At 70.1% G+C, this 20,809-nt stretch carries 21 protein-coding genes; 14 read left to right on the top strand and 7 right to left on the bottom strand.

Going from position 1 to position 20,809, the window contains the following annotated elements:
* The first annotated feature begins 75 nt into the window (after window positions 1–75).
* Window positions 76–807, top strand: a complete 732-nt coding sequence (gene yqeC / locus C470_RS13290) for a selenium cofactor biosynthesis protein YqeC (RefSeq protein WP_008367855.1) — start codon at window positions 76–78, stop codon at window positions 805–807.
* A gap of 4 nt (window positions 808–811) precedes the next feature.
* On the opposite strand, the gene C470_RS13285 is transcribed toward yqeC, so the two are convergent.
* On the bottom strand, window positions 812–1,411 hold the full coding sequence (locus C470_RS13285; RefSeq protein WP_004595271.1) for a hypothetical protein: 600 nt from the start codon (window positions 1,409–1,411) through the stop codon (window positions 812–814).
* Window positions 1,412–1,501: 90 nt separating this feature from the next.
* Here C470_RS13285 and C470_RS13280 point away from each other — a divergent pair, with 90 nt between their 5' ends.
* The gene (locus C470_RS13280; RefSeq protein WP_008367853.1) at window positions 1,502–2,665 is read left to right on the top strand and encodes a CobW family GTP-binding protein; all 1,164 of its coding nucleotides are present in this window, start codon (window positions 1,502–1,504) and stop codon (window positions 2,663–2,665) included.
* 10 nt (window positions 2,666–2,675) lie between these two features.
* On the opposite strand, the gene C470_RS16180 is transcribed toward C470_RS13280, so the two are convergent.
* A complete protein-coding gene (locus C470_RS16180; protein WP_008367851.1) occupies window positions 2,676–2,828 on the bottom strand; it encodes a hypothetical protein in 153 nt (50 codons plus the stop codon).
* Window positions 2,829–3,093: 265 nt separating this feature from the next.
* Between C470_RS16180 and C470_RS16175 the strand changes: the two genes are divergently transcribed.
* Window positions 3,094–3,261 carry a hypothetical protein gene (locus tag C470_RS16175; RefSeq protein WP_004595274.1) on the top strand — a complete coding sequence of 56 codons (168 nt, stop codon included), beginning with the start codon at window positions 3,094–3,096 and terminating at the stop codon, window positions 3,259–3,261.
* 52 nt (window positions 3,262–3,313) lie between these two features.
* Here C470_RS16175 and C470_RS13275 read toward each other — a convergent pair whose 3' ends face one another.
* Window positions 3,314–4,483 carry a glutathione-independent formaldehyde dehydrogenase gene (locus C470_RS13275; RefSeq protein WP_004595275.1) on the bottom strand — a complete coding sequence of 390 codons (1,170 nt, stop codon included), beginning with the start codon at window positions 4,481–4,483 and terminating at the stop codon, window positions 3,314–3,316.
* 284 nt (window positions 4,484–4,767) lie between these two features.
* Here C470_RS13275 and fdhF point away from each other — a divergent pair, with 284 nt between their 5' ends.
* Window positions 4,768–6,909 (top strand): formate dehydrogenase subunit alpha, encoded by a 2,142-nt coding sequence (gene fdhF / locus C470_RS13270; protein WP_008367849.1) that lies wholly within the window; start codon window positions 4,768–4,770, stop codon window positions 6,907–6,909.
* 14 nt (window positions 6,910–6,923) lie between these two features.
* On the opposite strand, the gene C470_RS13265 is transcribed toward fdhF, so the two are convergent.
* Window positions 6,924–7,391, bottom strand: a complete 468-nt coding sequence (locus tag C470_RS13265; protein ID WP_008367845.1) for a hypothetical protein — start codon at window positions 7,389–7,391, stop codon at window positions 6,924–6,926.
* Window positions 7,392–7,523: 132 nt separating this feature from the next.
* Between C470_RS13265 and C470_RS13260 the strand changes: the two genes are divergently transcribed.
* The 3 genes from C470_RS13260 to C470_RS13250 all read left to right on the top strand — a co-directional run bounded on the left by C470_RS13260 (window position 7,524) and on the right by C470_RS13250 (window position 10,513).
* Window positions 7,524–7,841 carry a DUF5785 family protein gene (locus C470_RS13260; RefSeq protein ID WP_004595278.1) on the top strand — a complete coding sequence of 106 codons (318 nt, stop codon included), beginning with the start codon at window positions 7,524–7,526 and terminating at the stop codon, window positions 7,839–7,841.
* A gap of 570 nt (window positions 7,842–8,411) precedes the next feature.
* The gene (locus C470_RS13255) at window positions 8,412–9,470 is read left to right on the top strand and encodes a DUF1611 domain-containing protein (protein ID WP_008367844.1); all 1,059 of its coding nucleotides are present in this window, start codon (window positions 8,412–8,414) and stop codon (window positions 9,468–9,470) included.
* Entirely contained in the window at window positions 9,467–10,513 is a 1,047-nt protein-coding gene (locus tag C470_RS13250) for a dipeptide epimerase (RefSeq protein WP_008367841.1), read from the top strand. Before C470_RS13255 ends, C470_RS13250 begins: the two co-directional genes overlap by 4 nt.
* A 75-nt stretch (window positions 10,514–10,588) precedes the next feature.
* Here C470_RS13250 and C470_RS13245 read toward each other — a convergent pair whose 3' ends face one another.
* Window positions 10,589–11,485 (bottom strand): PspA/IM30 family protein, encoded by an 897-nt coding sequence (locus C470_RS13245; RefSeq protein ID WP_007345079.1) that lies wholly within the window; start codon window positions 11,483–11,485, stop codon window positions 10,589–10,591.
* A gap of 178 nt (window positions 11,486–11,663) precedes the next feature.
* On the opposite strand from C470_RS13245, the gene C470_RS13240 reads away from it, so the two are divergent.
* Both C470_RS13240 and C470_RS13235 read left to right on the top strand, forming a co-directional pair.
* Window positions 11,664–12,635, top strand: a complete 972-nt coding sequence (locus C470_RS13240; RefSeq protein WP_008367839.1) for a sugar phosphate isomerase/epimerase family protein — start codon at window positions 11,664–11,666, stop codon at window positions 12,633–12,635.
* Window positions 12,636–12,661: 26 nt separating this feature from the next.
* Entirely contained in the window at window positions 12,662–13,795 is a 1,134-nt protein-coding gene (locus tag C470_RS13235) for a Gfo/Idh/MocA family protein (RefSeq protein ID WP_008367837.1), read from the top strand.
* A gap of 67 nt (window positions 13,796–13,862) precedes the next feature.
* On the opposite strand, the gene C470_RS13230 is transcribed toward C470_RS13235, so the two are convergent.
* Window positions 13,863–14,327 (bottom strand): type IV pilin, encoded by a 465-nt coding sequence (locus C470_RS13230; RefSeq protein ID WP_004595284.1) that lies wholly within the window; start codon window positions 14,325–14,327, stop codon window positions 13,863–13,865.
* A gap of 164 nt (window positions 14,328–14,491) precedes the next feature.
* Here C470_RS13230 and C470_RS13225 point away from each other — a divergent pair, with 164 nt between their 5' ends.
* The 3 genes from C470_RS13225 to C470_RS13215 all read left to right on the top strand — a co-directional run bounded on the left by C470_RS13225 (window position 14,492) and on the right by C470_RS13215 (window position 18,177).
* On the top strand, window positions 14,492–15,100 hold the full coding sequence (locus tag C470_RS13225; protein WP_008367835.1) for a YIP1 family protein: 609 nt from the start codon (window positions 14,492–14,494) through the stop codon (window positions 15,098–15,100).
* Between the two features lie 107 nt (window positions 15,101–15,207).
* A complete protein-coding gene (locus tag C470_RS13220) occupies window positions 15,208–17,421 on the top strand; it encodes a DHH family phosphoesterase (protein WP_008367834.1) in 2,214 nt (737 codons plus the stop codon).
* A 174-nt stretch (window positions 17,422–17,595) separates the two neighbouring features.
* Window positions 17,596–18,177, top strand: coding sequence for a DoxX family protein (locus tag C470_RS13215; RefSeq protein WP_004599582.1), 582 nt, complete (start codon window positions 17,596–17,598; stop codon window positions 18,175–18,177).
* Window positions 18,178–18,234: 57 nt separating this feature from the next.
* Here C470_RS13215 and fer read toward each other — a convergent pair whose 3' ends face one another.
* Entirely contained in the window at window positions 18,235–18,891 is a 657-nt protein-coding gene (gene fer / locus C470_RS13210; RefSeq protein ID WP_008367832.1) for a ferredoxin Fer, read from the bottom strand.
* Between the two features lie 140 nt (window positions 18,892–19,031).
* Between fer and fen the strand changes: the two genes are divergently transcribed.
* Window positions 19,032–20,009, top strand: coding sequence for a flap endonuclease-1 (fen, locus tag C470_RS13205; protein WP_008367831.1), 978 nt, complete (start codon window positions 19,032–19,034; stop codon window positions 20,007–20,009).
* A gap of 128 nt (window positions 20,010–20,137) precedes the next feature.
* Entirely contained in the window at window positions 20,138–20,521 is a 384-nt protein-coding gene (gene gcvH / locus C470_RS13200; RefSeq protein ID WP_004595290.1) for a glycine cleavage system protein GcvH, read from the top strand.
* The last annotated feature ends 288 nt before the right edge of the window (window positions 20,522–20,809 follow it).

The following is a 20,809-nucleotide window of genomic DNA, read 5'->3' as shown; positions in this document are numbered from 1 at the left end:
AGTGCCCGCGCGGCGCCCCCTCCGCCCGAGGCTCCGACCGTTAGAGTGAGGCCGGCGGCGGGACAACGTCCGGTCATGGACCTGACGACCGCGCTCGACGCCCGCGACGCGACCGTCTGCGTCGTCGGCGCGGGCGGCAAGAAGTCGACGCTGTTCGCGCTCGCGGACCGGCTCGATCGCTCGGTCGTGACCGCAAGCGTGCGGATACCGATCTTCGACGACCGGGTTGCCGCGGTGCGGGTGACCGAGGACCCGGCGGCCGCGATCGAGGAGGCGGCGGACGGCGACTGGCCGCTCGGGCTGGTCCCCGAGCGCGAGCGCTCGGACCGGTACCTCGGGTACGACGTCGACACCGTCGCCGAGATCGCCGACGCCGCGCCCGGCGCGACCCTCGTGAAGGCCGACGGGGCGCGCCTCCGAGAATTCAAGGCGCCCGGCGACCACGAGCCGCAGATCCCGCCGAGCGCGGACGTCGTCGTCCCGATCGCGAGCGCGCACGTCGTCGGCGAACCCCTCACCGAGGAGCTCGTCCACCGGCCGGAGGAGGTCGCCGCGATCACGGGCCGCGAGATCGGCGACGAGATCCGCCCCGCCGACGTCGCGACGGTCCTCGCGAGCCCCGCGGGCGGGCTGAAGGGCGTCCCCGGCGACGCGACCGCGATCCCCGTCGTGAACAAGGTCGACGACGAGGCGGACGCCGCCGCGGCCCGGGCGGTCGCCGGGGAGATCCTCTTCCGCGCGAACGTGCCGCGCGTCCTCCTCACGCGCCTGGTCGCGGACGACCCGGTCGTCGAGGTCGTGGAGTGAGCCGCTACGAGGTCCCCGCCGGAAGCTCCTCGAACGACCGCCACAGCGCCCGGTACAGCGTCCACGCGTCGACGCCGGTCCGGTCGGTCACGGCCCGGCAGGCGTCGTCGAACCGCCGGTAGTCGGCCGCCGACGGCGGGTCCGGGTAGGGGTCGTCGAGTTCGCCGGCGGCGGCCAGCACCGTCCACGTCCGGCGGTCGATCGCGACGAACCGCGAGGGCGCGAGGAACTGGAGGAACCCGGACGCGACCGCGACGTCGACCCCGTCGAGCGCGGTGAGCGCGTCGAGGGCGGCGGCGACGTTCGCTGAGTCGTCGCTATTCACGCCCACCGCGTCGACGGCGCCGTCGATGGCGTCGATCACGTCGTCGAACTCGTTGTCGCGGAACGCCTCCTCCCGCTCGCGCCGCTCGCGGTCAGGATACTCGCCGAGGTACCGCCGGAAGTACCACCGGACGATCCACTGCGCGTCTCGGCGCCCGTACTCGTCGCCGGCGAACGTCTTCGCGACCGTCTCGACGTGCTGGCGCTCCACGTCGTACAGCGGTTCCGCCGCCGCGTACGCCCGGGCGCGGTCCCGGACGGTCGACTCGCTCAGGTCCATCGGCTCGCGGTACGGCGGTGGGACGGATGAACGTTCGTGCCGATCGTCCCGATCGATCGTTTGATACAACCGTGGGGACTGGTAGCATACATGGCAGACGACCGGATCCCGGTCACGGTCCTCAGCGGCTACCTCGGCGCCGGGAAGACGACCATGGTGAACCACCTCCTCGCGAACCCCGGCGACAGGCGGATCGCGGTCATCTTAAACGACATGGGCGAGGTGAACGTCGACGCCGAGCTCGTCGCCCGCGAGAACGACGAGGAGGGCGTCGTCGACCTCTCGAACGGCTGTATCTGCTGCCGGCTCCAGGACGACCTCCTGTCGGAGGCCGCGGCGCTCGCCGAGTCGCGCGAGTTCGACTACCTCCTCGTGGAGTCGTCGGGCATCTCCGAGCCGATCCCGATCGCGCGGGCGTTCACCGAGGGGACCGATGACAGCGAGGTCGACCCGACCGAGCGCTTCCGGCTCGACACGATGGTGACCGTGCTCGACAGCTACGGGTTCTGGAAGGAGTTCGACGCCGGCGAGAGCCTCCCGGGCGACGGCGAGCCGGCGGCCGACCGTCCCCTCGCGGACGTGCTCGTCGAGGGGATCGAGTTCTGCGACGTGCTCGTGTTGAACAAGACGGACATGGTCCCCGACGACGTGCTCGACGAGATCGAGTCGGTCGCCGACCGGCTGGGGCCGCGAGCGAAGCGGATCCGGACGAGCTACTCCGAAGTCGATCCGGACGACGTGCTCGACACGGGGCGGTTCGACTTCGAGACGGCCAAGCGGTCGCCGGGGTGGAAGCGGGCGATAGCCGAGAGCGAGGGCGACGGAGGAGACGGGGGCGCGGCGGGCGAGGGCGAGGCGGAAGGAGGCGGCCACGCGCACGGCCACGACCACGCCGAGGGGGCCGCCGCGGCCCACGGGGTCGACTCGTTCGTCTACCGCTCGACCGACGCGCTCGACCCGGAGCCGTTCGCGGACTGGCTCGACGACTGGGACGGCGCCATCGTGCGGGCGAAGGGCGTCGCGAACGTCGCGGGCACCGACGAGGTCATCGGCGTGAGCCAGGCCGGCCCGTCGGTACAGGCCGGACCGATCGGCGAGTGGGCCCCCGACGACGACCGCCGGACGCGGCTCGTGTTCATCGGCAGCGAGATGGACGAGGCGAAGATTCGCGGCGAGCTCGACGACCTGGCGACCGCCGAGGTCGACGGGAAGACGGCGACCGGCGAGGAGGCGGCCGAGGCGTTCCCGCTGTGAGGCCGCCGCGTCAGATGCCGAGCTCCGCCTGTAGGTCGTCCCAGTCCTCGTGGAAGCCGTGGGTGGACTCCGTCTCGGCGCTGACCGCCGACTGGTAGACGTCGTCGTACTTCAGCAGCTGACCCCACTCGTCGTGGAACGCCCAGTTACAGTACTTACACATACGGGTCACCACGAGAGGGATCGACATACCGGTTTCGGCGGGAGCGACGAGTCGGGTACGGCGAGCCGGAGCGACGAGTCGGGTACGGCGGGCCGGAGCGACGAGGCAGGTGCGACGAGCCAGATGCGACGAACGGGAGCGACGAGGCGGGTGCGACGGGGCGGGATTCCTGCGGTCGCCGCCGCGCGTCTCCACCGCCGACAGAGTGAACCCTGACCGTGACGTATGATACCTATCGACGCGGGGCGGCCGCGGCGGGAATCCCATGGTCACATACAGACGCGGCGGACACGTTCAGGGCGGCGACGAGGCGGTCGAACGGGGCTGCGACCTCTGCGAGTGGCACTGCGTCGCCGACGGCTATCCGGAGCTGGTCTCGCGGTACCAGTCGCACCTCCGGGCGGAACACCCGAAGGCGTGGCTCCGGGTCTGACGCGCGTCGCGGTTTGGAAAAAACGGAACGCGGGTGAGGGGTAGCTCGGGAGTCAGGGCTCCAGCAGGACCTTCGTGACGCCCTCCTCGCGAGCGTCGAACGCCTCGTACATCTCGGGCGCTTCCTCGAGGTCCACGCGGTGCGAGACGACCCACGTCGGATCGGCTCGGCCCTCGATGATCATGTCCCGCAGGTAGCGGTTGTACTCCTTCACGTTACACTGCCCGGTGCCGCACTTGAGCCCCTTCTCGAAGAACTTCCCGAAGTCGATGCCGAGGCGGCCCTGCGCGGCCATGTCGTCGGGCGCGCCGGGGTCCTCGGGAACGTAGAGTCCGGGAATCCCCAGCTCGCCGGTCGGCCGGACCACGCGGATGAGGTTGTTGATCACGACCGCCGGGTTCTCCTTGGCCGGCTGGTAGGAGTAGTCCTCCGTCTCCGTGTCGACGTCGTCCGGGTCGGTCGCCTGGTAGCCGACCGCGTCGACGCCCTTGTCGACCATCCCGCCGTGTTCCTCGATGATCTGGTCGACCGGGTCGCCCTCGGAGAAGTCGATCGGGTGGGCGTCGCAGTGCTCCTCGGCCAACTCGAGTCGGCTCGGCACCTGGTCGACGACGTAGATCTCGGCCGCGCCCTTGAGCTTCGCGCTGTAGGCGGCCATCAGCCCGACCGGCCCGGCGCCGAAGATGGCGACGGACTCGCCGGACTCGAGGTTCGCCAGCTCGGTGCCGTGCCACCCCGTCGGGAAGATGTCCGCGAGCAGCGCGAACGCGTCCTCGTGTTCGCGGCCCTCCGGCAGCTTCAGCGCGTTGTGGTCGGCGTACGGGACGCGCAGCTTCTCCGCCTGTCCGCCCGGATACGGGCCCATGGCGACGTAGCCGTACGCGCCGCCCGCGAAGCCGGGGTTGACGTTGGTACAGAAGCCGGTGTACCCCTCCTCGCAGTTCTGGCAGAAGCCGCAGGAGACGTTGAACGGCATGACGACGCGGTCGCCCTCCTCCAGCGTCGAGACAGCCTCGCCGACCTCGCTGACGACGCCCATGTTCTCGTGGCCGAAGATGATCCCCTCCTCGGCCGCGGTCCGTCCCTCGTACATGTGGAGGTCCGACCCGCAGATACAGGAAGTCGTGATGTCGACGACGACATCGTTCGGGTGTTCTATCTCCGGTTCGTCTACGTCTTCGACGGCCACGTCGTACGGGCCTTGATAGACAACAGCTTTCATGTTGATCCCGGTTGAAACGTGTTAACAAACCATAGTAAATGTTTTTCCATTATAAATTACCATTAATAACCTGTCAGCCATCGATGCTAATTCGCCGAATGCTTCGTGCCTCATCCGCCCTCCGCTCCGCCCGTCTTCCGGTTCGCTGACCCTCTGCTTCGCCCGCTCTCCGCCCCGCCCGTCTTCCGCTTCGCGCACTCTCTCACCGACGGAAACCACCGGTACACTGATGGACGGCCACGATGGATCATGCGGTATGAGCACACACGGGGGCGGTGAGACCGATGTCCAGTGAGCCGGACGACGCGACGAAGACGATCTGTCCGTACTGCGGCGTCGGCTGCGGGATCCGCGTGCTCGAGGGCGACGAGCCCGGCGAGATGCGGTTCATGCCGTGGGGCGACGCGCCGGTGAACGAGGGGAGCGTCTGTATCAAGGGCGGCGCGGCGACGCAGGTCGTCGACCACGAGGACCGGCTGACGGAGCCGCTGATCAAGGAGGACGGCGAGTTCCGCGAGGCGACTTGGTCGGAGGCGCTCGACCGGGTCGTCGACGAGATGCGGGGAATCCGCGAGGAGCACGGCCCGGACGGGATGGGCTTCTTCGGCTCCTCGAAGACGTTCAACGAGGAGAACTACCTCATCCAGAAGCTGGCGCGGCGGTACGGCACCAACCAGGTCGACAACTGCACGCGGATGTGTCACGCCTCGACCGTCTGGGCGCTGCGGACCAGCCTCGGGATGGGCGCGATGACGAACAGCATGGCCGACCTGGAGGACTCCGCGGACGTGCTGTGGATCCAGGGCGCGAACCCCGGCGAGCAGCACCCGATCGCCAACAGCCAGTACTTCCGGCAGGCCGTGCTGGAGGGCGCGACCGTCATCCAGGTCGACCCGCACGCGAACAAGACCACCCGGTCGTTCGAGATCGACGACACCGACCGGCACATGCACCTCCAGCTGAAGCCGGGTACCGACATTCCGCTCCTGAACGTCGTCCTCAAGACGATTTTAGAGCGTCACGAGGAGGAGCCGGAGGCGGGCTGGATCGACGAGGAGTTCGTCGAGGAGCGCACCAAGGGGATCGACCACCTGAAGGAGACGCTCGCGGACTTCGACAAGGAGGCGGCCGCCGAGGAGTGTGGCGTTCCGCTGGCGGACATCGAGCTCGCCGCCGAGAAGTACGCGATGGCGAACGACGCCGCCATCTTCACCGGGATGGGGATGAGCCAGCACACCTGCGGCGTCGACAACGTTCAAAACGAGATCAACCTCGCGCTGATCACGGGGAACCTCGGCCGGCCCGGCACCGGCGTCAACCCCCTGCGCGGACAGAACAACGTTCAGGGGACCTGCGACGTGGGCGCGATGCCGAACGTCCTCCCGGGGTACCAGCTCGTCGACGACGACGAGGCCCGCGAGTCGGTCGAGGACGTGTGGGGGTTCGAGGTGCCCGCGGAGCCCGGGCTGACGAACGTCGAGATCTCCCACGCGATCGGCGACACCGTCCACGGCCTCTACGTCATGGGCGAGAACCCGATCATGAGCGAGCCGGACGGCAACCGGACCGAGCAGCGGTTCCGCGAGGATCTCGACTTCATGGTGGTCCAGGACATCTTCATGACCGAGACCGCCGAGCTCGCGGACGTCGTCCTCCCCGCGACGACGTGGGCCGAGCGCGACGGCACCGTCACCAACACCGACCGGCGCGTCCAGCGCATGCGCGGGGTCCACAAGGTCCACGAGAACACGCGCCACGACCTCGACATCCTCTGTGAGGTCGGCACGCGGCTGTTCGACGGCGACGAGTTCGACTTCGACGGTCCCGAGGACGTGTTCGAGGAGCTGCGCGAGGTCTGCCCGATCATGCACGGGATGACCTACGACGCGCTCGGCGAGACGGGGCTCCACTGGCCCTGCTACGAGGAGGGCGACGAGGGCGACCCCTTCCTCTACGAAGAGGAGTTCGAGACCGAGGACTGCCTCGGCCGCATCGAGGGCGTCGTCCACCAGGAGCCGAAGGAGGTCCCGGACGAGGAGTACCCGCTCGTGTTGACCACGGCGCGGCTCGAAGAACACTACAACACGGGGACGATGAGCCGGCGCTCGCCCACGCTCTCGAAGCAGCACCCGGAGAACTTCGTCGACGTCCACCCGAACGACGCCGAGCGGTACGGCATCGAGGACGGCGACGACGTCGTGCTGAAGTCCCGCCGCGGCGAGATCACCGTCCGCGCCGACGTCACCGAGGACATCAAGGAGGGCGTCGTCTGGACCACGCCGCACTTCGCGGCCGCCTCCGCGAACCGCCTCACCAACGACGTGCTCGACGAGCGCGCCAAGATTCCGGAGTACAAGGCCGCGTCCGCGGAGATCGAGGTCGACATCGAGGCCGCGGGCGACGACGCGGCGTCCGCGGACGACTGAGCGACGTCGGCTTTTTATACGCGTTCTTCCAGCACCGCCTCATCGCCGTGGCGGACTTCGACGCGCACCGGAACGGGGGCGTCGGCGAACGCGACGGCGACCGAGTACGGGTGGGGTTCGGCGACGTCCGAACAGCGGTCGACGTCCGAGTCGGGGTCGTTCTCGGAGCGGATCCGGAGGCGGAGCGTCCCGTCGTCGAGCGCCGCCTCGAACAGCGCGACGCGTTCACAGCGGCGAGGGCCGTCGAGAAGTGAGCCCGCCACGACCAGCCGCGGCGGGTCGCGATCCAGGCGTCGGCGCACCTCGGCGACGTCGTTCCCGCCGGAGCCCGTGACGTCGAGTTCCCCGTCGTACTCGCGGCGGAACGTCACCTCGGCGCCGTCGATCTCCGTGGGGTCGTCGCCCCACGGTGGCGTCGGACAGCCGGCGAGCGAGGCGGTCGAGACGGCGGCCGCGGACGCGAGGAGGGCTCTGCGGCGCATGTCGCGAGCCACGCGGAGCGCCGTGAAGTGCCTTGTGCGGCGGTCGGCGTGTGATTGAGCAGGTCGCGGGGCGCGGCCGGCCGTCACCGCCGCATCCGAAACCACTATCCCCGATCCGGCGAATTTCCCCATATGGACTGGCCACACGACCCCGACGGCGAGCAGGGGAGCGAGGGCATGCGGCAGTACGGCCACGCCGTGCTCGCGAAGAAGATCGACGAGGAGGAGGACTTCCCGCTGACGGCGGCGGAGTACGTCGAGCAGTACGGCGACCACCCGATCCGGATCGACTTCGAGACGGTCGTCTCCGTCGAGGAAATCTTCGAGAACGTCGAGCAGGAGGAGTTCGCGGACTTCGTCGAGTTCCATCAGGAGCTCGGTCGGGCGATGCGCGAGAACGGCTACTGGTTCTACGAGGGCGCCGACCAGTTCGTCGACGGCAGCGCGTAAGACGCGCGTTCAGGTCGCGAGGTCGTTCTTTTTGAATGGTCCCCAGTCGCTCGTTTATAAATAGGAGACTGTAACTCGGCTGAGAACTCCTCCAAAGCCCCAGCCGCTTACTTATAAATAGCCGCTGGCGGATCGACGGCGAACTCCTCCAAAGCCCCAGCCGCTTATTTATAAATGGCCGCTGGCGGATCGACGGCGAACTCCTCCAAATCCCCAGCCGGGAGGCGGGCGCACGCTCGCTGCGCTCCTCAGTCGCTCACTCCGTTCGCTCCCTGCGGTGCTTGCGTCGCCTGCGCCCGCCTCCCGGCTGCCCCTTTGAGTCCCGCACCGCACGGCACCGCGCCTCACACCTCCCCAGCCTCGTCAGTCGCCTCCGCTTCGCTCCGGCGACTGACTCCCTCGCGCGTGCTGCTCGGCCGCAGGGGCGGCCTCGCAGGCACGCGCCACCGCAGTTCGTTTATAAATGTCGCAGCGATGGTCGGAGTCCCGTCCGATGAAATCGCCGCGGTCGAGTCGGCCCCTCGGCCGACCCTCGACTCTTTTAAGAACTCCCGGGGCGAGCGACCCACCATGGACCACGAGCGGATCGCCGTCCTCGCCCACGAGAAGTTCCCCGACCGCGCGAAGACCGCGCTCGGCGTGATGCGCTACGGCGACCAGGAGGTGTGCGGCGTCCTCGACCGCGACCGCGCCGGCGACCGAGTGACCGACCACGTCCCGGATATCGCGGACGCGCCGATCGTCGAGTCGTTCGCGGACGCGCACGCCGCGGCCGACGGCGACCTCGACGCCCTCTACATCGGAATCGCGCCGATCGGCGGCGGCTTCGACGAGTCGTGGCGGTCGGACGTCGAAGCCGCGATCGAGGCCGGCTGCGACGTGGTGAGCGGCCTCCACTACTTCTTAAACGAGGACGAGGGGCTGGCCGCGCTGGCCGACGAGCACGGCGTCGACCTCGTCGACGTCCGGAAGCCCGACGACGACCTCACGGTCGCGTCGGGGGCCTCGGGCGACGTCGAGGCAGACGTGGTGTGCACGGTCGGCACCGACTGCTCGGTCGGGAAGATGACCGCCTCGCTGGAGATCGTCGCCGCCGCCCGCGAGCGCGGCATCGACGCCGCGTTCGTCCCGACGGGACAGACCGGGATCATGATCGCGGGGTGGGGGAACCCGATCGACCGCGTCGTCTCCGACTTCGCGGCGGGCGCGGTCGAGGAGATGCTCGTCGAGGCCGGCGACGACCACGACCTGCTCGTCGTCGAGGGGCAGGGGAGCATCGTCCACCCCGCCTACTCGGCGGTCACCTGCGGCATCCTCCACGGGTCGATGGCGGACGGTCTCGTCCTCTGTCACGCCGCGGGCCGCGAGGTCGTCCACGGCTACGAGTCGTTCGACCTCCCGCCGCTCGCCGACTACGTCGACCTCTACGAGGACCTCGCGGCGCCGGTCCACGAGACGAGCGTCGTCGCCGGCGCGCTCAACACGAAGGACGTGGCCGACGACGCGGCCGCCGCGGACGCCGTGGCCGACTTCGGCGACGAGGTCGAGGTCCCGGCCGCCGACCCGGTCCGGGACGGCGCGGACCGCATCGTGGACGGAATCGTCGACGCGGGGCTCGGTAGCCAATGAGCCTCGAAACCGAGTTCGAGCGGGTCTCGCTCCCCCTCGAAAACCCGTTCACCATCTCGCGGGGCACCCAGACCGAGGCCGAGAACGTGGTCGTTCGGATCACGGACGACGCGGGGATGACCGGGGTCGGCGGCGCGGCGCCGTCGGCCCACTACGGCGAGACGGCCGACACGGTGGCCGCGGTCATGCCGGACCTGCTCGACGCCGTCGAGCGCGTCGGCGACCCCCACGCGCTCCGCGAGATCGAGGCCGAACTGAAGGGGGTCGTGAACGGCAACCCCGCCGCCCGCTGCGCCGTCTCGATCGCCGTCCACGACCTCGCTGCGAAGCGGCTCGGCGTCCCACTGTACAGGCTCTGGGGGCTCGACCCGAGCGACGCGCCGAAGACCTCGTTCACGATCGGGCTCGACGAGACCGACCGCGTGCGCGAGAAGGCGGCCGACGCCGTCGCGGCCGGCTACGACGTGCTGAAGATCAAGCTCGGTACCGACCGCGACCGGGAGCTGATCGACGCGGTCCGCGAGGCCGCGCCCGACGCGCGACTCCGCGTCGACGCCAACGAGGCGTGGACGCCGAAGGAGGCGGTCGCGAAGAGCGCCTGGCTCGCCGAGCGCGACGTGGAGTTCGTCGAGCAGCCCGTGCCCGCCGAGAACCCGGAGGGGCTCCGCTACGTCTACGAGCGGGCCGAGCTGCCGATCGCCGCCGACGAGTCCTGCGTGACGGCCGCGGACGTGCCCGCGATCGCCGACCGGTGCGACATCGCGAACCTGAAGCTGATGAAGACCGGGAGCCTCTCCGAGGCGCGCCGGCTGATCGCCGCCGCCCGGGCGCACGGGCTGGAAGTGATGTGCGGCTGCATGATCGAGTCGAACGCCTCCATCGCGGCGGCCGCGCAGCTCGCGCCCCTACTGGACTACGCCGACGTCGACGGCTCGCTGCTGCTCGCCGAGGACCCGTACGAGGGCGTCGACCTCGCGGACGGCGAGATCCGACTGGCCGACCGGGACCACGCGGGGACCGGAGCGCGGCCGGCGTCGGAGTGAGCTGATCGGAAGCGGGGAAGAAAGAAGGCGGGGACCGCGATGAGGGCGGGGACCGAACGCTGACCGGGCGCGACCTCAGTTCCGCTGTTCGTCCGCGTCGGACTCCGACTCCTCGAGCTCGACGTCGAGCTCCTCGTCGAGGTCGGCGTTCCCGGAACCGCCGTCACCATCGAGGTCGCTCTCTAAGTCGTCCGAGTCGATCTCGGCCTCGATGTCGGCCAGCTCGTCGTCGACCTCCTCGTCGCTGACGGCGGCGTCGCCGTTCGAGGACTCGCCTTTCCCGAGCTCGCCCTTGAGCGTCTCCAGCTCCGCGTCGACCTCGCTGTTCGTCGAGAGCCCCTCCAGCTCGCGGTCGATGCTGTCCTTGTCCGAGAGCGCGTCCTCGAACGCGCCGGAGTCCTCCAGCTCGTCCATCGCCTCGGCGCGCGCCTCCATCTCCTCGGTGCGCTCCTCGGCGCGCTCGATGGAGCGGCTCACGTCCTCCATCTCGTCGCCGACGCCGGTCATCGCCTCGGAGACGCGGGAGGACGCCTCGGCCGCCTCGTAGCGGGCCTTCATCGTCTCCTTCTTCGTGCGGAACTCCTCGATGCGGTTCTGGAGCTTGTTCTTCTTCTCGACGAGCTGCTCCTGCGTGTTGTTCAGCTCGGCGATCTGGCCCTCCAGCTCCTCGATCTGGGTCATCTTCGACTTCTTCTTTTCCAAGGCCTTGCGCGCGAGGTCGTCGCGGTCCTGCTGGACCGCCTCGCGGGCCTGGCGGTTGTGCTTCTCGACGTTCTCTTCGAGCTTGCGCTTCTGAATCTCCAGGCGCTTCTTCTGGGTCGTCAGGTCGGCGATCCCCTGTTTGACGTCCTGGAGCTCGTCGCGCATCTGTTCGTACGAGTAGTCGAGCGACTCAGTCGGGTCCTCCGCTCGGTTCAGGAGGGCGTTCACCTTCGAGCGGATGACGTAGGAGGCGCGCGAGAGGATTCCCATACCACGTTGTACGCGTTCCACCCGTTAAAACCTCATGCGGTTCGCGGCGCGGAGCGGCCCGGATCGCGGCGGCGGAGCGCGGTCGCGGACGAGCGTCTCGGGTCCGCGGATCGATTCGACCGGCGACCACGCCGACGCTTCCTGAAGGCTTATGCGGGGCCTCGGTGAAGCTCCGCGCATGGACATCGGCGTGCTAACGGTTCCCTTGGGCGACGAACCGCTCGACGACGCGGCCGCGTACCTCGACGGGATCGGCGTCGACGCCGTCGAACTCGGCGTCGGCGGCTGGCCCGGCGAGGACCACGTCGACCGCGAGGCGCTCCTGGACGACGCGGCGGCCCGCGAGGACCTCCGGGCGCTGCTCGACGACCACGACCTCCGGATCTCCGCGCTGGCGACGCACAACAACCCGCTCCATCCCGACGAGGAGCGGGCCGCGGCGGCCGACCGCGAGCTGCGCGAGGCGATCGAGCTGGCGGACCAGCTGGGCGTCGACGCGGTGACCTGCTTCTCCGGGCTCCCCGCCGGGGCGCCCGGCGACTCGACGCCGAACTGGGTCACGGCGCCGTGGCCGACGGAACACGCCGACGCGCTCGACTACCAGTGGGACGAGGTCGCGATCCCCTACTGGCGCGACCTGGCGCAGCACGCCGAGCATCACGGCGTCGACGTGGCGATCGAGATGCACCCGAACATGCTGGTGTACGAGCCGACCGGGCTGCTCGCGCTCCGGGAGGCGACGAACGACCGGATCGGGGCCAACTTCGACCCCTCGCACCTCTACTGGCAGGGGATCGACGTGACGGAGGCGATCCGCTTCCTCGGCGAGCGCGACGCGATCCACCACGTCCACGCGAAGGACACCAAAGTGTACGACGCGAAGGCCCGCGTGAAGGGCGTCCTCGACACGACCGGCTACGCCGAGGAGGCCGACCGCTCGTGGCTGTTCCGCTCGATCGGCTACGGCCACGGCGAGGAACACTGGAAGGACGTCGTCTCGACGCTCCGGATGGTCGGCTACGAGGGCGCGCTGTCGATCGAACACGAGGACTCGCTCACGTCGTCCCGGGAGGGGTTAGAGAAGGCCGTCGACGTGCTCGACCGCGCGGTGTTCGAGACGGAACCGGGCGACGCCTACTGGGCGGAGTGAGGCGGCGACCGCGATAATCCATGACAATGACCGACGAACCACTGAAGATCGGCGTTCTGGGGTATCGATTCATGGGCAAGGCGCACGCGAACGCGATGGCGCGGCTCCCGATGTTCTTCCCGGACGCGCCCGAGATCGAGCGCCACACGCTCGTCGGGCGCGACGAGGCGGCGCTCGCGGACGCGGCCGAGCGGTTCGGCTTCTCGCACACCGCGACCGACTGGGAGGCCGCGCTCGACGAGGTGGACGTCTTCTACAACCTCGGGCCGAACCACGTCCACGCGGAGCCGTCGATCGCGGCCCTCGAAGCGGGGGTCCCCGTCCTCTGCGAGAAGCCGCTCGCGCCGACGATGGCGGAGGCGGCGGCGATGCGCGACGCGGCGGCCGCGACGGGCGTCACGGCCGGGGCCGCGTTCAACTACCGCTTCGTCCCCGCGATCCGCTACGCGAAGGGGCTGATAGAGGACGGGGAACTCGGCGATATCCGGCAGGTCCGCGGGCGGTACCTCCAGGACTGGCTCGTCGATCCCGAGGCGCCGTGGGCGTGGCGGATGGACGCCGAGATGGCCGGATCCGGCGCGCTCGGCGACCTCGGCGCGCACACGATCGACCTCGCGAACTTCCTCGTCGGCGACGCTGTCGGCGGGATCGACCGCGTCTCGGGACAGCTGACGACGTTCGTCGACGAGCGGCCCGTCTACGACGACGAGGGGGAGATAGAGGAGTACCGCGACGTGACGGTCGACGACGCGTACGACGCGCAGGTCGCCTACGAGTCGGGCGCGACCGGGAGCTTCGAGGCGAGCCGCGTCGCCGAGGGGCACAAGAACGACCACACGATCGCGGTCCACGGATCGAAGGGAAGCTTGAGGTTCTCCCTGGAGCGGCTGAACGAACTGGAGGTGCTCCGCGAGGGGAACCGCGGCTACGAGACGGTGCTGGTGACCGAGGAGTCGGACCCGTACGTCGACCGCTGGTGGCCCCCCGGGCACGTGATCGGGTGGGAGCACACGTTCGTGCACGAGAACTACGAGTTCCTCTCGGCGGTCGCCGAGGGCCGGCCGTTCGAGCCGTCGTTCGAAGATGGGTACGAGGTCCAGCGCGCGCTCGCGGCGGTCGAGCGCGCCGACGAGCGCGGGGAGTGGGTCGCGGTCGAGTAGCGTCACGGCCGAGCGAACGCTCGCGAGCGTTCGTGTTCGGTCCCCTCGGTTATCGCCCGGACCGGCCTCAGACGCCGACGGCGCCGCCCGGGCTGCCGCCGCTCTCCTCGCTCCACTCCTGGATGGCGGAGTCCTCGCCGTCGTAGCTCCCGAGCGTCTCGCGGGTGTCGAACGCCACTGGCTCCCAGACGACCTCGAAGTTCTCGTTGCCGGTGGCGTTGGGCACGACGACCTGATCGCCCGGTCTGACGACGCCGTCACCCGGCCACGCGCCGAACTGGACGTTCCCGTCCGGGTCCTCGCCGCGGACGTACAGCTCCTCGGCCGGGACCGGCTCGGGGCCGAGCGCGACGACCACGAGCGAGCCGTTCTCCTGTTGCCCCTCGAACTCGGCGTCCGGCGGGGCGACGCCGTCGATGAGACCGAACACCGCCGCGCCGACGAGCGCGAGCAGCAACACGACGACCCCGACGAGCAGTCCCGTCCCCGCCAGCGGGGTGAACCCTCGCTCGTCGTCTCGGAACGCAGCCATTCGAGCGACACTCAGACGGGACCGATATAAGCGTTTGCGCGCCGCGTATCAGCGCTGATAAGTTTGGAAGGCGAGGCCGAGCGACCGGACCGAGTTCGGCCCTCCGCGTAGCGAACCGGAAACGGGTTATTCCGCGCGGCCGAACTCCGACCGTGACGTCTCGCATGAGCGATTCGGCGGGCGGACGCCTCCGCGGACTCCGCGGCATCGTGCGCACGTGGGGCGAGGTTCTCGTCCGGCCGCGGCGAGCGTTCGCCAACGGGGTCACGCCCGGCGATCAGGCGCCCGCGCTGACGTTCGCGGTCGCGGTCGCCGCGGCGTTCACGCTCGGCTGGATCGGGTCGGACCCCGCGGCGATGCCCGTCGTCGTGCCCTCCTCGCAGCTGCTGTCGGAGGCCGTGGTGTTCCTCGTCGTGGTCGCGCTGGCGGCGCCGGTCGGCCTCCACCTGACCGCCGCGGTCGCGACCGTCTCGGTCGTGCTGGCGAGCGTCGAGTTCGACGGCGGGCTGGGGCTGCGCGACCGCGGCGGCGTGAGTGAGACGGTCCAAGTCGTCGCGTACGCGAGCTCGCCGATGGCGCTCGGCGGGCCGGCGATCCCCGAGCTCCGGGTGCTCTGTGGCGCGTACGCCGCGGTGCTGTTGTTCGTCGGGTTCAGGGAGATCCACGGGCTCGGATCGATCCGGACGGTCGCGGCCGCGCTCCCGCCCGCCGCGCTCGGCTACGGCGTGGGCTACCGCGTCGTGGCCGCGGCGCGGACGCTGCTGGGCGCGTGACGGCCGAGCGTTCGTGGCGTGACGGCCGAGCGTTCGTGGCGTTCTCGTCGAGTCGGCTAGCGGGCTTTCGACAACCGTTTTAGGCCCGAGACTCTCGGTGTATTCAAATGGGATCCTGTATCATCTGTGGCACCGACGTCGGGGGCGGTCGCGTCTGCGACTCGCACCAGGAGGACGTCGTGTTCGACTTCCGCGGCGACGCTCCCGACGATCTGGTTCCGAGCCGGTTCTACCGAGGCGTCGTCGACGGGTACGCCGAGTTCGGCGTGTTCGTCGACCTCTCGCCGGGCGTCACCGGACTGCTCCACCGCTCCGAGCTCGACCGCCGCCTCGACAGCCTCGACTGGGAGCCTGGCGACGACGTGTTCGTCCAGGTGAAGGGCGTCCGCGACAACGGCAACGTCGACCTCGGCTGGTCGATCCGACAGGCGGACCGCGAGTTCCGCGGCGTCCTCGTTCAGGAGTCTTCCGGGGAACACCTCCCCGACGAGGAAACGGATACCGACGCCGCTGACGACGCCGATGGCGCCGACGAACCGACGAGCGAGGAGCCCGCCGAACCCGAAGCGACGGTCGACGCGGACGACGGTGGGGCGGTCGAGGCGTCGGTCGACGAGCCCGCCGAGGGCGAGGCGGAGTCCGCCGCCACGGAGCAGACCGACGAGCCCGAGGCGGACGTGACCGACGACGAGGGTGCGGAGCCCGAGGGAGACGTGGACTCGGCGGCAGCGGAGTCCGCCGAGAGCGGCGGCGAAGCGACCGTCGACGACGCGGAGCCGGCGGAGTCCGGGGCGGCCGACGACGAAGCCGACGCGGAACCCGAGCGGGTGTCCATCGAGACGCTCGGAGACGCAGTCGGCGACGCGGTCCGGATCGAGGGCGAGGTCGTCGGCGTCCGCCAGACCGGCGGCCCGACGGTGTTCGAGGTCAGCGACGAGACGGGCGCGGTCGACGTGGCCGCGTTCGTCGAGCCGGGCGTCCGCGCGCACCCGGACGTCGAGGTCGGCGACGCGGTGCGGGTCGACGGCGAGGTGGAGAGCCACCGCGGCGACGTTCAGGTCGAGTCCGAGGCGCTCGTCCTCCTCGACGGCGAGGGGGCCGAGGCGGTCCGCCGCCGCATCGCCGAGGCGCTCACCGACGAGGCGCGACCCGAGGGCCTCCAGCCGCTCGGCGGCGACGAGACGGTCGCCGAGCTCGCGGACGGCCTCCTCGACGCGGCCGAGGCGGTCCGCCGCGCGGTCCTCGAGTCGCGGCCGATCGTCGTCCGCCACCCGGCGACGGCCGACGGCTACGTCGCCGGCGCCGCGGTCGAGCGCGCCGTCCTCCCGCTGATCCGCGACGAGCACGCGAAGAGCGACGCCGAGTACCACTACTTCACCCGCCGCCCGCTCGACGAGCCGGTGTACGGGATGGACGCGGCCACCAACGACGCGACCCGGATGCTCCAGGACCGCGACCGCCACGACGAGAAGCTCCCCCTCTTCCTGCTCGTCGGCGCCGGCTCGACGACCGAGTCCGCCGACGGCATCGACCTGCTGTCGGTGTACGGGGTCGACGCGGTCGTCGTCGACGCCGCGGTCGCGGACCCCGAGACGCGGGACGCGGTCGACACGCTCGTCTCGCCCGAGCTGGCCGACGTCGACGGCGACGAGACGCTCTCGACGGGCGCGCTCGTCGCCTCGCTGGCGTCCGCGATCAACGGCGAGGTCCGCGACGACCTCCGGCACCTGCCGGCCGTGAGCTACTGGGCGGACGCCCCCGAGCGCTATGTCGACCTCGCGCGCGACGCGGGCTACGACGCCGAGCGCGTCGCGGAGCTCCGCGAGGCGGTCGCCCTGGAGGCGTACTACCAGTCGTACCAGGACAAGCGCGAACTGATCGCCGACCTGCTGTTCTCGGACGGCGGCAACCTCGCGGCGCACGTCTCCGAGCAGTTCCGCGAGAAGCTGGAGACCGAGGTCGAGACGGCGGACGCGAACGTCGTGACCGAGGCGGTCGACGGCGTGGAGTTCGCGCTGCTCGACACCGACGGCTACACCCACCGGTACGACTTCCCGCCGACGCCGCTCCTGCTCGACGACCTCCACCGGCGCCGCGCGGACGGCGAGCCGTTCGCGACGGTCGGCGTCGGCACCGACGAACTGTACGTGCGCACGACCGCGGACGTCTCCGTCCGCGACGTGGCCGAGCGCGCGCGCGAGCTCGCGCCGAACGCGGACATCGCCACCGCGGGCGTCCGCGAGGGCAAGATCGAGTTCCTCTCCGGCGAGCGCGACGCGGTCGAAGACGCCGTCGTCGCCGCGGTCGCCGAGTCGTTCTGACCGGGGCGACCGAGTCGTTCTGTCCGGAGCGACCGGGCCGTCCGCCCTCTGCGGGCGCCCCAGTCGAATATGCGCACGGGTTTTGGCTCACTACAGTTCCAAAACTGCTGAGCATCGGACCCGCCGGTAGATTATTGCTGGTGTGTGAAACTTCCTCACGTGAGGTGTCACACTATGGCAACACAACCGTCGGAACGGACGCTCCGCGCAGACCTGCTCGGCCGCAACGTGGACTTCAACTACTCGGAGACGTGGCTGGCGTACTCGATGCTGGGACTCCGGGTCGTGATGGCGTGGGTGTTCCTCCAAGCGGGACTGGCGAAGCTGTTCGAGGGCGGCCTCGCCGACCCCCTCGCGTGGAGCTCGGTCGGGTTCCTCCAGAACGCCATCGCCGACGCTAATCCGCTCCAGGGACTGTTCCTCTTCTTCGCGGACTTCGCGGCGATCATCGACCCGATGGTAGTGTTCGGACAGATCCTGATCGGGCTGGCGCTGCTGTTCGGCGTCCTCTTCCGGTTCGCCGCGCTGATGGGTGCGATCATGATGTCGATGTTCTGGACCGCCGCGTGGCAGGGCGGACTCATGGACGGGTTCCCGGTCGCGCACGGCTACTTCGTCGACAGCTCGCTCGTGTACATGCTGATCCTGTTCGGGCTCGGCGCGTGGGGCGCGGGTCGGATCGTCGGGATCGACCGGGCGTTAGAGGAGACGGAACTGGTCGAGAACGCTCCGGCGCTGCGGTACCTGCTCGGGTGACGGACGCCGGCGGCGACCCGACGCCGAACGTTTTTGTGCCGACCGAGTACCCGGCGCTCAGCGACGCGTGAACGGGCCGGGCGGGAGGATGAGGTCGTCGAGCTCCGGTCGCTGCTTCACGTTGAACACGACGGACAGCTCGTCGGTCAGCGGGTAGCCGTTACAGGAGAGCCGGAACCCCCGCTCGGCGAGGTCCTCGGGCATGATGTGGTCGGTCGGCTGGGAGAGCTCCCCCTCGGCGAGGTACACCGCGCAGTTCGCGCAGGCGCCGCCGCGACAGGAGAAGGGCCACGCGAAGCCGCTCCGCTCGGCCGCCTCCAGCAGGCTCTCGTCGGGGTGGACGAGCAGGCGACCGTGGGCGTCGGGGCCGAGGTCGGCCTGGCCGGCCTTCCGGAACAGCTCGTCGTCGTCAAGCGACCAGCCGTAGTCGACGACGGCCTCGTAGTCGAGGAACTCGACGCGGGTCGACTTGGGCTCGCGCGCGTCGTCCCCCTCCGAGAGGTCGACGTTAGCGGCGTCGACTCCGTCGCCGCTCCCGTCGCCGTCGCCCGCGCGCTCGGACAGCTCTCGGTAGGCGCGGCGGACCAGCTGGAACTCCTCGATCGAACCGCCCTGGTCGGGATGCGCGCGCTTCACGCGCTCGCGGTAGGCCCGTTCGATCGCCTCGTCGTCGGCGTCCTCGTCGACTTCCAACACCTCGAACGGGGAGACCATTCAGACGGGGACACCTACGCGGGTGACGCACATAAACGGCCCAGAAGTCGGCAGGGGGACCGCGGGGGACTGCCGAGGGCGACCGCCGCCCGCCGCCGGACCCGTGAGCGTTTAAGAGCGGCGCGCCCCTGACTCCGACAATGGGAAACGCCGACCTGCGCGACCTCGCGTCGATCCGCGACGTCCCCTTCGCGGAGCTGGAGGGGAGCGTCGTCGCCGTCGACGCGCACAACTGGCTGTACCGCTACCTCACGACGACGGTCAAGTGGACGAGCGACGAGAAGTACACCACCGCCGACGGCGTCGAGGTCGCCAACCTCATCGGGGTCGTCCAGGGGCTCCCGAAGTTCTTCGAGCACGACCTGATCCCGGTGATGGTGTTCGACGGCGCCGTCACCGACCTGAAGGCCGACGAGGTGGCCGAGCGCCGCGAGAAGCGCGAGCAGGCCGAGGAGCGGCGGGCGGCCGCCGAGGAGCGCGGCGACGCCGTCGAGGCCGCGCGGCTGGAGGCGCGCACGCAGCGGCTCACCGACACGATCCAAGAAACGACCCGCGAGCTCCTGGAACTGCTCGACGTGCCGATCGTGGAGGCGCCCGCCGAGGGGGAGGCACAGTGCGCGCACATGGCCGCGACCGGCGCCGTCGACCACGCGGGCAGCGAGGACTACGACACCCTGCTGTTCGGCGCGCCGACGACGCTCCGCCAGCTGACGAGCAAGGGCGACCCGGAGCTGATGGACCTCGCGGCGACGCTTTCGGACCTCGACCTCGACCGGCAGGAGCTCGTCGACGTCGCGATGCTCTGCGGCACCGACTTCAACGAGGGGGTCCGCGGGATCGGGCCGAAGACGGCGGTGACGGCGGTGAAGGAACACGGCGACCTGTGGGGCGTTCTGGAGGCCCGCGACGCGGAGGTCCCGAACGCCGAGGCGATCCGCGAGCTGTTCATGGACCCCCCGGCCGAGGACGTCGCGGTCGACGCCGACGTGAACCCCGACGTCGAGGCCGCCCGCGCGTACGTCGTCGACGAGTGGGGCGTCGACGCCGACGAGGTCGAGCGGGGGTTCGAGCGCATCGCGGAGTCGCAGGTCCAGACCGGGCTCGACCGGTGGACCTGACGGGGCGCGCCGAACGGTCTTCCCCCGCCGCGACCGCCGCGAACACACCTTTTATTTCCTCGTCGTCAGAAGGGTCAATCACACGTGTCGCGGGCCGGACCCCGAGCGGACCGCGGCGACCCTGACCAATGAGCTTCGACGTTCCCGACGACAGACGGTACCTGGAATCGCACGAGTGGGCGACGACCGGCGGCGACACCGTTCGGATCGGCGTCTCCGACTTCGCGCAGGACGAGCTCGGCGACGTGGTGTTCGTCGAGCTCCCCGAGGTCGGCGACGAGGTAGCCGCCGGCGAGTCGTTCGGCGTCGTCGAGTCGATCAAGGCCGTCTCGGACCTGTACGCGCCCGTCTCGGGCGAGGTCGTCGCGGTCAACGAGGACCTCTTCGAGCGTCCGGAGCTCGTCAACGAGGACCCGTACGGCGACGGCTGGATGCTCGAGGTCGAGCCCGCCGACGGCGGCGACGCCGAAGGGCTCCTCGACGCCGACGCGTACGACGACCAGATCGCTTGATCCCCGGACCGACGCCGAGGACGGCCCGCGGCCCCCGGACGACACACCCACCCGACACACGACCATGACCACGCCACCTTCCGACGCCACTTCACCCGCGAACCGACGAGCCGCGAACCGACGAGCCGCGAACCGACGAGCCGCGAACGGACGGGCCACAGACGAGCGGTCGACCGACCGCGGACGAGGCGAGGCGCACCGATGAGCCGGGCGAACGGCACGCCGTACGCGCCCCACACCGACGACGAGACCGCGGCGATGCTGGCGGCTGTCTCTTATACACATCTC

The sequence above is a fragment of the Halorubrum distributum JCM 13561 genome (assembly GCF_000337395.1).
Taxonomy (GTDB): Archaea; Halobacteriota; Halobacteria; order Halobacteriales; family Haloferacaceae; genus Halorubrum; species Halorubrum distributum.
Note: the sequence above shows the minus strand (reverse complement) of the source record. Positions and strands in the feature narration are given on the sequence as shown.

Excerpts from the sequence above, each read along its gene's own strand:
- yqeC (WP_008367855.1), top strand. The coding sequence starts at position 76 with ATGGACCTGACGACCGCGCTCGACGCCCGCGACGCGACCGTCTGCGTC.
- C470_RS13285 (WP_004595271.1), bottom strand. The coding sequence starts at position 1,411 with ATGGACCTGAGCGAGTCGACCGTCCGGGACCGCGCCCGGGCGTACGCG.
- C470_RS13280 (WP_008367853.1), top strand. The coding sequence starts at position 1,502 with ATGGCAGACGACCGGATCCCGGTCACGGTCCTCAGCGGCTACCTCGGC.
- C470_RS16180 (WP_008367851.1), bottom strand. The coding sequence starts at position 2,828 with ATGTGTAAGTACTGTAACTGGGCGTTCCACGACGAGTGGGGTCAGCTG.
- C470_RS16175 (WP_004595274.1), top strand. The coding sequence starts at position 3,094 with ATGGTCACATACAGACGCGGCGGACACGTTCAGGGCGGCGACGAGGCG.
- C470_RS13275 (WP_004595275.1), bottom strand. The coding sequence starts at position 4,483 with ATGAAAGCTGTTGTCTATCAAGGCCCGTACGACGTGGCCGTCGAAGAC.
- fdhF (WP_008367849.1), top strand. The coding sequence starts at position 4,768 with ATGTCCAGTGAGCCGGACGACGCGACGAAGACGATCTGTCCGTACTGC.
- C470_RS13265 (WP_008367845.1), bottom strand. The coding sequence starts at position 7,391 with ATGCGCCGCAGAGCCCTCCTCGCGTCCGCGGCCGCCGTCTCGACCGCC.
- C470_RS13260 (WP_004595278.1), top strand. The coding sequence starts at position 7,524 with ATGGACTGGCCACACGACCCCGACGGCGAGCAGGGGAGCGAGGGCATG.
- C470_RS13255 (WP_008367844.1), top strand. The coding sequence starts at position 8,412 with ATGGACCACGAGCGGATCGCCGTCCTCGCCCACGAGAAGTTCCCCGAC.
- C470_RS13250 (WP_008367841.1), top strand. The coding sequence starts at position 9,467 with ATGAGCCTCGAAACCGAGTTCGAGCGGGTCTCGCTCCCCCTCGAAAAC.
- C470_RS13245 (WP_007345079.1), bottom strand. The coding sequence starts at position 11,485 with ATGGGAATCCTCTCGCGCGCCTCCTACGTCATCCGCTCGAAGGTGAAC.
- C470_RS13240 (WP_008367839.1), top strand. The coding sequence starts at position 11,664 with ATGGACATCGGCGTGCTAACGGTTCCCTTGGGCGACGAACCGCTCGAC.
- C470_RS13235 (WP_008367837.1), top strand. The coding sequence starts at position 12,662 with ATGACCGACGAACCACTGAAGATCGGCGTTCTGGGGTATCGATTCATG.
- C470_RS13230 (WP_004595284.1), bottom strand. The coding sequence starts at position 14,327 with ATGGCTGCGTTCCGAGACGACGAGCGAGGGTTCACCCCGCTGGCGGGG.
- C470_RS13225 (WP_008367835.1), top strand. The coding sequence starts at position 14,492 with ATGAGCGATTCGGCGGGCGGACGCCTCCGCGGACTCCGCGGCATCGTG.
- C470_RS13220 (WP_008367834.1), top strand. The coding sequence starts at position 15,208 with ATGGGATCCTGTATCATCTGTGGCACCGACGTCGGGGGCGGTCGCGTC.
- C470_RS13215 (WP_004599582.1), top strand. The coding sequence starts at position 17,596 with ATGGCAACACAACCGTCGGAACGGACGCTCCGCGCAGACCTGCTCGGC.
- fer (WP_008367832.1), bottom strand. The coding sequence starts at position 18,891 with ATGGTCTCCCCGTTCGAGGTGTTGGAAGTCGACGAGGACGCCGACGAC.
- fen (WP_008367831.1), top strand. The coding sequence starts at position 19,032 with ATGGGAAACGCCGACCTGCGCGACCTCGCGTCGATCCGCGACGTCCCC.
- gcvH (WP_004595290.1), top strand. The coding sequence starts at position 20,138 with ATGAGCTTCGACGTTCCCGACGACAGACGGTACCTGGAATCGCACGAG.